Source organism: Microcoleus sp. EPA2 (assembly GCA_020882975.1).
In the GTDB taxonomy this organism is placed as follows: Bacteria; Cyanobacteriota; Cyanobacteriia; order Cyanobacteriales; family Microcoleaceae; genus Microcoleus.
Genome location: JAHRFD010000016.1, coordinates 120,594 through 132,232 on the forward strand (window position 1 = coordinate 120,594; position 11,639 = coordinate 132,232).

11 protein-coding genes are annotated in these 11,639 nt (G+C 43.8%); 4 read left to right on the forward strand and 7 right to left on the reverse strand.

From position 1 onward, the window contains the following. Nucleotides 1-17 precede the first annotated feature (17 nt). A complete protein-coding gene (locus AAFP14_RS15855; RefSeq protein ID WP_341733213.1) occupies nt 18-206 on the forward strand; it encodes a hypothetical protein in 189 nt (62 codons plus the stop codon). A 610-nt stretch (nt 207-816) separates the two neighbouring features. Beyond that, complete coding sequence (locus AAFP14_RS15860) at nt 817-1,839, forward strand: ABC transporter ATP-binding protein (RefSeq protein WP_341733214.1); 1,023 nt, start codon at nt 817-819, stop codon at nt 1,837-1,839. Between the two features lie 54 nt (nt 1,840-1,893). Here AAFP14_RS15860 and AAFP14_RS15865 read toward each other — a convergent pair whose 3' ends face one another. After that, nucleotides 1,894-2,508, reverse strand: a complete 615-nt coding sequence (locus AAFP14_RS15865; RefSeq protein ID WP_341733215.1) for a L,D-transpeptidase — start codon at nt 2,506-2,508, stop codon at nt 1,894-1,896. 201 nt (nt 2,509-2,709) lie between these two features. Between AAFP14_RS15865 and AAFP14_RS15870 the strand changes: the two genes are divergently transcribed. Together AAFP14_RS15870 and AAFP14_RS15875 are read left to right on the forward strand one after the other, a co-directional pair. Beyond that, nucleotides 2,710-3,216, forward strand: coding sequence for an autotransporter (locus AAFP14_RS15870; RefSeq protein ID WP_341733216.1), 507 nt, complete (start codon nt 2,710-2,712; stop codon nt 3,214-3,216). Between the two features lie 274 nt (nt 3,217-3,490). Beyond that, nucleotides 3,491-4,831, forward strand: coding sequence for a PQQ-dependent sugar dehydrogenase (locus AAFP14_RS15875; RefSeq protein WP_341733217.1), 1,341 nt, complete (start codon nt 3,491-3,493; stop codon nt 4,829-4,831). 134 nt (nt 4,832-4,965) lie between these two features. Here the strand turns inward: AAFP14_RS15875 and AAFP14_RS15880 are convergent, their stop codons facing one another. The 6 genes from AAFP14_RS15880 to AAFP14_RS15905 form a co-directional block, all read right to left on the reverse strand. Beyond that, nucleotides 4,966-6,030 (reverse strand): NAD-dependent epimerase/dehydratase family protein, encoded by a 1,065-nt coding sequence (locus AAFP14_RS15880; protein ID WP_341733218.1) that lies wholly within the window; start codon nt 6,028-6,030, stop codon nt 4,966-4,968. Nucleotides 6,031-6,035: 5 nt separating this feature from the next. Then, nucleotides 6,036-6,806, reverse strand: a complete 771-nt coding sequence (locus AAFP14_RS15885; protein ID WP_341733219.1) for a glycosyltransferase family 2 protein — start codon at nt 6,804-6,806, stop codon at nt 6,036-6,038. Beyond that, nucleotides 6,803-8,563 carry a hypothetical protein gene (locus tag AAFP14_RS15890; protein WP_341733220.1) on the reverse strand — a complete coding sequence of 587 codons (1,761 nt, stop codon included), beginning with the start codon at nt 8,561-8,563 and terminating at the stop codon, nt 6,803-6,805. Before AAFP14_RS15890 ends, AAFP14_RS15885 begins: the two co-directional genes overlap by 4 nt. A gap of 194 nt (nt 8,564-8,757) precedes the next feature. Continuing rightward, complete coding sequence (locus AAFP14_RS15895; protein WP_341733221.1) at nt 8,758-10,266, reverse strand: cryptochrome/photolyase family protein; 1,509 nt, start codon at nt 10,264-10,266, stop codon at nt 8,758-8,760. Between the two features lie 165 nt (nt 10,267-10,431). Next, nucleotides 10,432-11,085, reverse strand: a complete 654-nt coding sequence (locus tag AAFP14_RS15900) for a class I SAM-dependent methyltransferase (RefSeq protein ID WP_341733222.1) — start codon at nt 11,083-11,085, stop codon at nt 10,432-10,434. 460 nt (nt 11,086-11,545) lie between these two features. After that, nucleotides 11,546-11,639 (reverse strand): transposase (locus tag AAFP14_RS15905; protein WP_341732211.1); only part of this gene is annotated, 94 nt, incomplete at its 5' end.

Consider the following 11,639-nt stretch of genomic DNA (forward strand, 5'->3'; position numbering starts at 1 on the left):
TTCAAAGCCTTAATACCATGACAGTATCTCAAATGACACTCGAAGAGTTGTTTGGTCAAGTGATGTTCTCCAGCGTCGTTACTCGCCACGACCGGAGACAACTTAGATCCGTACTTTTAGAAAGAACGCTCAACGAAGATGAGTATGCCATCATTAACAGACTCCTCTACAATGTGCGCCGCGGCTGGGTGAAGATTATCGATTAAGTCGCTACGGTCTTACTGTTCTAGCAGAATTAGACCTAGGAGTTTGCGTAGACTGAAATTTATGGCATCGCCATCTTTTGTAGAAAAGTTAATTTTTTTGACTTCTCTTTGGAGATAGCTACTTATGGAGGACAATCGCCCTCGATGACATCAGCCTTAAGATAGAGATTATTTTGAAATAACAAGCAGTGGGTGCATATTTACTTCGACTACAATTGAAAAATTAATATTGTGGGAGTTCATTCATAACTCAAAAAATCATCAGACAAAAAGAGAATTTTTTCAAAAAAAACACTGTAATAAAAAAAAATAAAGCTAGGGGACAAACTCCGCTCGAATTAACCGAAATTTTAATCAAATCAGCGGTATCAAACCAAATAAACATACTCTAAAATAACATAAAAAAATCCCGCCAAAATTCAAGAAATAAAATTTTACCCAGTGGTGAAGAGAAGGCTATTGTGCTAGTACGATCGCGAGGGAAAACCACCTATTTATACCCAGGGTTGTTTTGTGAAAATTTTCAAGGGTTCCAGAGCCAAACATTCCGGCAATTTGAGCGCAAAAGTGTCAAAATATTAAAAAGAAGTTAATCTAATCCCCAAAATATATGGCTCCCGCCGTTTTAATTGAAAATCTTCAGAAACGCTACGGCAATGTAGAAGCCGTTAAAGATGTTTCCTTCAAGGTAGAACAGGGGGAAATATTTGGTTTGCTAGGCCCCAACGGTGCTGGCAAAACCACCACCCTGCGCGTACTTTGTACTTTGACAGCGCCAGATAGCGGCCGTATAGAAGTGTCTGGTATTTCGGCTGTCAGTCAGCCGAGAATTGCCAGACAGAGACTGGGCTATGTGGCTCAAGAAGTGGCTCTGGATAAGGTGTTGACGGGCAGGGAACTCCTGCAACTGCAAGCAGCGCTTTACCATTTGCCGCGCCCTACCATTAAAGGGCGGATTGATAAAATGGTCAAACTCCTGGGTTTGGAGGAGTGGGAACATAAAAAGACGGGTACTTATTCCGGCGGGATTCGCAAGCGTTTGGATTTGGCTGCGGGATTGCTACACCAGCCGGATGTTTTGGTGTTGGACGAACCGACTGTCGGGCTCGATATTGAAAGTCGGGTGGTAGTGTGGGATTTCCTGCGTCGCTTGCGGGAGGAAGGGACTACGGTTTTGATTACCAGTCATTATCTCGAAGAAGTTGATGCTTTGGCCGATCGCGTGGCGATTATTGACAAAGGGACGGTGATTGCTGAGGGGACACCTCTGGAGTTGAAAAATCGGGTTGGGGGCGATCGGGTGACTTTGCGGATTCGGGAGTTTTCGCCCATCGAAGAAGCCGAAACAGCCAAAACAGTGATGGAATCTTTGCCTTTTGTGCAAGAAGTAATTGTCAACGAGGCTCAAGGAAATTCTCTGAATTTAGTAGTAACACCCCACAGCGAGGCGCTGGTGACAATTCAGCAAGCTTTAAAAGATCTGGGATTGCCTATTTTTGGGATTGCTCAATCTCGGCCGAGTTTGGATGATGTGTATTTGGCGGCGACTGGTAAGACGCTGTTGGATGCGGAGTTGGCTGCTGCTAGTAATCGGGATTTGAAGGCTGAGCAAAAACAGGCGATGCGATCGTAAATTAAATATCTCTAAAAAATCCTGTCGGTTCAAGACAGGCTTTTTTAGAGATGTCTAATTCTCAACAATCACCGGCGTTCCCACTTCTACCTTCTCAAATAAAGCCTGGGCGTCTTTATCAAACATTCTCACACAACCATGAGAAGCCGCCCGCCCGATCGACTCTGGATTAGGAGTACCATGAAAACCAATCACATTCTTACCATCAGTCCAAAACCCAATCCACCTACTCCCCAAAGGATTGTCCACCCCCGCAGGAACAAGTTCCCCAGTCCAAGGATGTTCCCAAACAGGATCTTTGATCATTTGCAAAACTTTAAAATTGCCCGTAGGAGTTTCCCAGCCACCTTTTCCCACAGCCACGGGGAAGCTGGCTTGCACCTTATTTTGTCGGTAAACATAGACGCGGCGTTCTCGCAATCTTAGCACCAAGCGCACTTCCTCAATCGGATTTACCGGAGGTTTTGGTTCCTGGGGAATATAGCGAGATGCTTCTGGCAATGCCGGTAATTCTGGTATGGCGATATTGGGCAATTTCACCTGGGATGTTGGTGACTCCGAGGCGATCGCACTATGATTAAAATTAGCCCTAGCTTCTGCAACAGAAAGCGCGACCACACTCAAACTCAACAGAATTAACTTACTCAACAAAGATTTGCTGTTCACCATGTTGTTTTTTGCTAAACTCCTCATCAGCAGTGGCCACGAACTTTAGATCTCAAATTATGCCCAACCAGCTCAATTATAATCTTTTTTGAAATTCTCAAAAATTTACTACCGGGGGGATTAAACTGGATTAGGTCTACAGGTGGGGACTTTCGCACAGCGAAAGCACACCCAACCCCAAATAGCAATTAATGTGAGGTTTCAATGCGTCTTCAGAACATCAAATTATTGACCAGTGCCACCCTGTCGGTGGTAGTTTCAGCATTATCAGTGCATCCAGCGATGGCTAACCCTGCAACTCTCATCGCCCAAACCCAGAGCACCAGAACAACTACCACAGAAAGCATCACAGGTATTGTCAAAAGTATTGTCGGCGACATCATCACGATTAGCCCCGAAAATGAGCGATACAGGACTCTGAGGATTCAAAAATGCGTCCTGAAAATTACCGGCCTCGTACCAGGAATGAAAGTAAAAGCCATGTTCCGAGGCTCTCAGGTAGAAAATATCATGGTCCTCTCCAAGTATAAAGTGATAGCTTCACCAGTTGCTACCACCACGACTCCCCGCGTAGAAGCGCCACCGGCTCCAGAACCAGCCCCAATTCAACCAGCTCGTCCCGCTCCCCGCGTCCAACCCTCAGCTCCTCCCCGTCCAGTACCCCCTCCAGCTCCCCGTCCAGCCCCACGTCCCGTAAGAGGACTTTGGTAGAGTTACGTTTGTAGACAGAATTAAGCCACCGCCCTAAACGGTGGCTTCGCTGTTTCCTCGGAATTGCCATCTGGCTTCTAGGGCAGCCGAAGTGTGATATCAATTGCGGTTGTATGGGAATGATTTAACCGCGAAGGCGCTAAGGACGCGAAGTTCGAGAAGAGAGAGTTTAATACAGGGCCATGAAGCTCAAGCCCATGTCTAAAGGCAGGGGTTTGCCGGGGGTTCTTCAGTGATAATAGGATTTTCGAGTATTGATTGAGAAATTGCTGCTATGTATAACCTGGGTTTCTTACTGTTAATTTTACTGCTCCCGGTGGTGGCGTGTTCATCAGCTACAGATGCTCAAGCTCCTGGGATTTTGACCACCAGCCCCCTGTCCCAAATTCCCTCCCAAGCAAACACCAATTCTGCAACCAGTCAGAGCATACCCACCAAGGCGCTATCACCACAACCCATCCGCATCAGCCCTGGAAACTTACCTCAGCCTTTTGCTACCGACAGCGCCTCCAAACCCCCTCAAGTCATACCCCCACCCCCATCGCCAGTGCTGCGAGTCCCTGCGGGCTTTGTCGTCAACGTTTTTGCAGAAAACCTGGATGCTCCCCGATGGCTAGCCTTGACACCCACAGGCGATGTTTTAGTCACCGAAACGCGACAGAATCGGATTACCCTGCTCCGGGATACCAACGGCGACGGAGTTGCGGAAGTTAACCAGACTTTTGCTCAGGCAGAAAATGGGCTAAACATTCCCTTTGGGATGGCCTTTGGTCAAGGCTATTTCTTCCTAGGAAATACGGCAGAAGTTCGCAGATTTCCTTACACAAACGGACAACAAAAACTCACGGGAACAGGTCAAAAAATAGCCAATTTACCTGGTGGTGGCTACAACCAACATTGGACGCGGAATGTTGTGATGTCGCCGGATGGTAAGAAACTTTATGTATCAGTTGGTTCCCAGTCAAATGCGGATACTGAACCCCTACCAAGGGCATCTGTACAGGTGATGAATTTGGATGGAAAAAATCAGCAAACTTTTGCCTCTGGCTTACGCAATCCCGTAGGATTAGATTTTCACCCTTCCAGCGGGCAACTTTACGCCACAGTCAACGAACGCGACGGCTTGGGAGATGATTTGGTGCCAGATTACTTGACCAGAATTCGTCAAGACCAGTTCTACGGCTGGCCCTTTGCTTATTTTAAGCCGAATCTGCTCGACCCGCGCCACGTCAAGAATGGCAGCAGCGAGCGGCCAGATTTAGTGGCGAAAACACTGACACCAGATGTACTATTTCAAGCACATTCAGCCGCATTAGGACTGCAATTTTATGACGGCAAAACCTTTCCCAAAAAGTACCGGAATGGAGCATTTGTCGCATTTCGTGGCAGTTGGAACCGCAACGCTGGAACGGGTTACAAAATCGTGTTTGTACCTTTCAATGCCAATTCCCGTCCCCAAGGTTATTATGAGGACTTTCTGACAGGTTTTCTCACCGAGCCGTCAGTACCGAAAACCTGGGGGCGCCCCGTTGGTTTGCTAGTATTGCCTGATGGGAGTTTGCTGTTTACTGAGGAGGCAAATAACCGGATTTATCGCATTCAGTATCGCGGGTAATATAAAATCCTCTCTTCATCGTCCTGTATTAAACTCTCTCTTCTCTTCCTTCGCGTCCTTAGCGCCTTCGCGGTTAAATCATTCCAATACAACCGTCAACAATATAACGAGATAATCGGCGGTCAAAAAATCCCCTAAAAAATCGAACTCAACACAATTTCATTAGCAACAATCCATTCATAAATATCTTGCAAAGCAGCTTCGGGGCTAATCCTAGGTTGCCATCCAGTGCGTTCCATTACCCTAGAAGAATCAGTAATAAAAATGGGAATATCCCCCGCTCTTTCCTCCAAAACAGGATGAATGGGAATGGATTTTCCCGTAATTTCTTGGCACAAATCTGTTGTTTCAATTAAAGAAAGACTGTGGCGGCAACCACCTCCAACATTAAAGACTTCACCGTCTAATTCAGCAAAATTTTGTAACTGATAATTAACTAACCGCAACAAGTCTTCAACGTGTAGTAAATCCCTAACTTGTTTGCCACTGCCGCCGAAACCGATATAATTGAGTGACTTTTGAAAATAGTGGGCAGCTACCCACAAACCGCATACTCCCTGATCTACTTTCCCCATTTGCCAAGCACCGGTAATTAACCCGCAGCGGTTAATAATTGCTGGTACATTGTAAGCTGCTCTGTATTCTTCAATCAGCAATTCTGAGGCTAATTTAGTTGCTCCGTAAAGGGAGCGATTTCCTTTGAGAGGGAAGTCTTCAGAAATGCCTAATTCGGATATTCCAGGTATGGTTTGATTTGGGGCGATCGCAAATCTGGACTCCGACTCCAATAATTTGATAGACTTGACAGTGGCGATCGGGTAAACTCGACTCGTAGACAAAAACAATAAACTTGCTCCCGTTTGTCTCGCCAACTCCAAAATATTCACAGTACCCAGTAAATTCGTCTGCAAAACATACTGAGGTGAACTAAAACCCGCCAGCACCGAAGGTTCCGCGGCACAATCGATAATGCAGTCTACATTCAGCGCCACCGGATCTAAATCAGCGGCACACCGAATATCTCCATACACAAACTCAATCCCGGAACTTTTTAGCCGAGGTAAATTCAATTCTGAACCCCGGCGGCGCAGGTTATCTAAACAAATTATCTGCCATTCCGGGTGCAGTTTCTTGAGGCCAATTGCCAAGCAACTGCCTATGAAACCCGCACCTCCAACAATCAAAACTCTTTCAAACATTCGCTTTACAAAATTTCGTTGGTAGTCAGGACTTTAGTCCTTAATTCACTACGGTGATAGTCACCACGAGAAAGATGTTTTTCTAGCCAGACATAGAGTACAATAAATAAATACCGACTGCCCATCTCTTTGATTTTCAACTTAGAAATACCGGCAGTCCGATTGTACCATCTTAGAGGAATTACATCATAGGAAAAACCCCTCACAATTGCTTTGAGGGGAAGTTCTACCGTTAAATTGAAGTGATGGCTCAAAATTGGCTGTACTCCCTCAATCACTTCTTTGCGGTAAATCTTAAAAGCATTGGTGACATCGTTGTAGCGTAAGCCGAAAATAGTTTTGACAAACCAATTTGCTAAGCGGTTAATGGCTAGTTTGTGAATTGGATAGTCTAAGACAAAGCCACCTTTGATAAATCGGGAACCAAAAACGCAGTCATATCCTGCTTGTAATTGGCGATATCCTGCTACTAAATCCCTCGGATCGTCGGAAGCATCCGCCATCACAATGGCGACAGCATCGCCCTCAAATTCCGCCAATCCCCGCCGCACAGCAAATCCGAAACCGTTGGGTGGTTGATTGTTGATGTATCTAACTGTGGGAAAAGTCTCTGATAATTCTTGGCAAATATTCAGGGTGCGATCGACACTATTGTCATTCACAATCAGAATTTCGTGCTCAATGGCTTCTAAATCGAGCGTATGGGCGATCGCCCGCACAGTAGCTTCTAAACAGCCCTCCTCGTTGTGAGCTGGTATAATCACTGAAATTTTCACTCCTCATCCTCCACTTTTACCCTAGCGCCACCGCGCAACTTGACAAATTGGTTGTCCACAGGATTATACACCCAAGCTTTGATTTCCGTTTGGGCGATCGGCAAATTATCACCCGACAACTCCACAGCCCATCTAGCATTCCTGTAAACCTGAGACTTCAAAGTCTGAGCAATATCACCACTGTCTAAGTTGACATAAGCATTAGCAAAAAAAGATTGTTTATCCCCGACAGATAACAGGATAATATTAGGCTGTGGCAAATCTGCTGGTAACACAGCCCATCCCGTAGCTTTCATAGCATTATTTTTGTTTATTGTCAAGGATTTATCGCCGATTTGTCCTCGATCAAAATAGCCGTAAACTTTCTCAGGATTAGCAACAAATTCTACATTTTTAGCAGAATTTCGCCAACCTATTTTATCAATAACTAACGCCCCTTCTCTGACCAACCAAGTTTTTTTGCTCAGCACCCTCAAACAACTTTCCGGTGAATCTTGGAAAAATTTTGACGGTTCGAGATAATTAATCAACTCCAAACAATCTTTACCACCTTGTTTGTAAGCAAGTGCAGCTTGAGATTGGGCTACAGCCTGTCCCGAATTAATAATAATTATCCCTATTAACAAGCAAGCTAACACCCGATAAACAAGTGTATATCGGCGATTTAAACTAGCCATACTATCTCGCACCAACAATTGCCCAAGCTGAACCAAAGCAACTAGCAACAAAATCGAATTCGTCGTATATCGCGACGATTCCAGTGCCTGAATTGCCCCAAATTGCGCCCTACCCACCGTAATAAACAGAGCCGAAACAACCGAAAACAAACCGATGGACAACCAAGGTACTGCGTCATGATGCTGTCTCATATTTTTGGCAAAATGCCATCCCAAAAATATGAAGCTTGCCAATATTATCAATCCCACCAATGCGGAAATACCAGACAAACGAACAATTGGGGAACCCAACAAACTCAAAAAATAATCAATTACCACAAGGGGCTGATGCAGTAACGCAAAAATATTGGTTTTCCGACTAGGATGATAATCAATTGAGTAAATACCACAAGTGGCCACAAACAGCAACATCCAGACAATAAGTCTTTTTCTTTTCTGTGCCACAGTTCCTTCTAAAGCTACCACCGCCGGAATTGCGGCCAACCAAGAAAGCAAACCTTGAGCCAGAGAAAAACTAGCAATCAAGCAGAATAAAGCAGCCAGGGATATTTGAATACTAGCCGATATTTTTTTTGGTAAAATCAGACAATAAACCGCAGCGATGAAACAAAAATTGACTAAAAACCAAGCGAGTTGAAATCCCCACAGCCAGTTTTCATGCTGAACTAGGGAACAGAGCAAAATACAAGTTAAAATATTAGCTAAATGCCACAAATCATCGCCGCCATTCTGAATCTGCATGGCGGATAACTTGTAAATAGCCAGAAAAGTGAGGATAGCCAAACCAATACTGAGACACAGCGGATAATTAATATTCCATCTGGACAAAAAAGCCAGCATAGCCATCATGATTTTGGGGAAAACTATCCGGTGGTTGCTGTGCAAAGCCCAAACATCGTTAAAAGTTACTTTTCCCCCAGCTATTTTTGCAAAAAAACTAGCCAACCTCCACTCGTCATCAATGGGAACGTTAACGCTAAAATTCGCAACAAATCCGATTAATACAAGGACGGGAATGAGATATAAAGTAAATAACCAGAGGATTTTTTTCATCAAAGTGCGATGGATTCCATACACCATTTTATATCATTTGCAGTTGCAGAATCAGGTGGAAGATTAACAGTCAATATCACCTGACGGTGCAACCAAAATTGATATTCTACCGCTAGGGCTATGCCAAAACCCGATTTTCCTGATTTTCCAGAGCATGAGCGATCGCAATAACTGTGATATTATCATTACCACCGTACTCCAAAGCTTTGTTCACACATTCATTAACCCATAACTAAATGCCATTCATGGGCTTTTTGGGTAATAATTTCCAGCTCTGCGGAGGACATTTTGTCGAGATTGGCTAAAATAAAGCTCATGCGCCCGATCGACTGCAATTTTTCCCGGTGGCGCGCCAGGAAGTCCCAGTAGAAAAAATTGAAGGGACAGGCATTTTCAGCCGATCGCACCGTGCGATCGTACTTACAGCCCCGACAATAATCGCTCATCTTATTGATATAGTTTGCAGACGCAGCATAGGGTTTCGACGCCAACACACCCCCATCCGCAAACAAACTCATACCCAACACATTTGTCTGCATTACCCAGTCGTAGGCATCAATAAATGCACTGTGGAACCAGTTTTCCAGCTCCTGTGGCGAGATGCCAGCAATTAGGCCAAAATTGCCCAAAATCATCAATCGCTGGATGTGATGCGCGTAACCACTGCTTTCGACTTGACTTAAAACTTGATGCAAACAGTTCATATCAGTTTTGCTAGCATCCCAAAAAAACTCCGGCAGCGGCTGAGTATGGTTGAACCAATTCTTCTGAAAATAATCAGCATCCACATCAAAATAAACACCCCGAATGTATTCTCGCCAGCCGAGAATTTGGCGGATAAAACCCTCAACGCTGTTTAAATTTAAGTCATTGTCGAAGTAGGCTGTTTCCGCCGCTTTAATAACTTCTAAAGGATGCAGTAAGCCAATATTCAAATAAGGAGAAATCAGCGAATGCCACATAGTTTCCTCCCCCGTTACCATCGCATCTTGATAAGGGCCAAAGGTGGGGAGACTTTGGGTGATAAAATTATTTAACACTTGCAAAGCTTGCTCTCGCGTCACGCCCCAGCGAAAAGGTTCCACATCTCCATAAGTTGGGCAAGATAGAGCCTTAACTTCGGCGATCGCTGCTTGAGTTATTTCATCCGGCTCAAACCAAATAGCTGGCGGTGTATTCAGTTTACCTTTTGGTGGCTGGCGATTTTCTTTGTCAAAATTCCACTTACCCCCTACTGGTTTCTTTCCATCTATTAAAACTTGGAAACGCTGGCGACTAACTCGATAAAAATCTTCCATTAACAGGCGTTTCCGGCTGGATGCCCAATCTTTAAATTCTGCTTCACTCCACAAAAATTGGTTGTTAGCAATTAAAGTAATTTGGCAGGGAAGTTGCAAGTTTTGGATTTTTTGTAAAAAAGGTCGATCGCTCGGTGTCATCACCCGCAATTCAGTGATATTATCAGTTTCAATCCAAACTTTCAAAGGAGTTTCAAAATCCGCAGCTTTCGCATAAGTAACTTGATAGCCACTGTCCCGTAATTCTCCCGCAAAATGCCGCATCGCCGACCAAATTAAAACTAACTTCTGTCGATGATAGCAACGTTCAAGAACCTGTTGCCAAGATTCAATTAAGATAATTTTGGGGAATTCTTTCAGATTAAGTGTGCTGGCGAGAGCAGCTTGATTGTGCCAAAGTTGATCGCCTAATATCCAAATACCAACAGTCATTTTATTTTTTGATTTTTGATTTGTTTAGTTTGTTTTTTCCGTCTTATTGAGACTTTTCAAAAAAAATAAAATCCCAATTATTCTGAGGTGTTTTGACTCCTGTATTTTTTTGAATTTAACTACCCCCATGATATTTTAGTTGTTAGAGCATCTTTAACTACTAAATTACTGGATGTGAGTTGTCGATTTGCTAGAGCATAACATGGATTTCCAAAGATAGGGAAACCTACCAGCAAATCTAAAATCAATATCCGTATATTTTTCAATCTCTAATACCTTCGACAGAGTTTTAACGGAAAAAAACTTGATATGACCATTATCCCAAAGCACAGTAAAATGAGTATCCATTTTTCCGGTAATTGCTAATATTAAATTTTTCAAATAACCATGATAGGGAGTGGAAATAATTAGCGTTCCTCCTGGTTTAAGGCATTTTTTTGCAGCTTTTGCCAGTTCTTTTGGATAAAGTAAATGTTCGATTACTTCAATGGCGAGGACAACATCAAAGGAATACAGTAGCTCGACTTCCGGGAGAGCGTAAATATCTGCTTGGATAAACTGACACTCCGGGAAACTTTCACGAGCAATTGCTATGCCTGGTGCAGAATTATCAACACCAACAACTTCATAGCCTTGCTCTGCAATGACGTTACTCAAGCTACCATTGCCGCAGCCTAGATCTAAAATTCGGAGTTTTTTCGGGCTGGTAGCTTGCAGTTTTACCAGCATTTCCAAAAGGGGGGATAGCAAATAAGCGTGATGATATCTGGGACGATTATTTGTATAATAATAGGTATAGTCACTAGAGTTTTTTTTCATCGATTAAGTAAGCTAGGAAGATGATTGTCGATCGCCATAATTTCCAGCAACTGCATGGGCTGTTTGAGCTGATGTTCCTTAGACCTCTGGCATAATTATTGTGGGACAGGCAGGATGTCTGTTCTTGACGGTCTTTTTAGCAGATGTCTATTCCCAGGGGGTTGCGAGAGTCGATCGACCATTCAATCATCTCATTATTTGACCTCTCCCAAAAATCCTGTGGGGTTCGCATCCTGCCTGACCTTCAGATTGTTTTTGATAAAAATCTATTGTAATCATAGTACGATCCAAAATCAATCTAACTGATAAAGTGCTATTAAAAATTGGCTCAAAGAGATATAATTGATGAGATTTATCGGAGGTAATTGTTACAATTGTTAAGGCGCTCTACTTTCCTGTGCTCTTGAAAATAGTTGAAAAAACCACCTGACCAAGAAAATGGGATACAAGCCCCGTCCTTTTAGGACGGCTTTTCTTGATTCTTAATATACTCCTTCAGCACATCTAGGGGTGCACCACCGACAGAAACCGCAAAATAACTAGGACTCCATAAA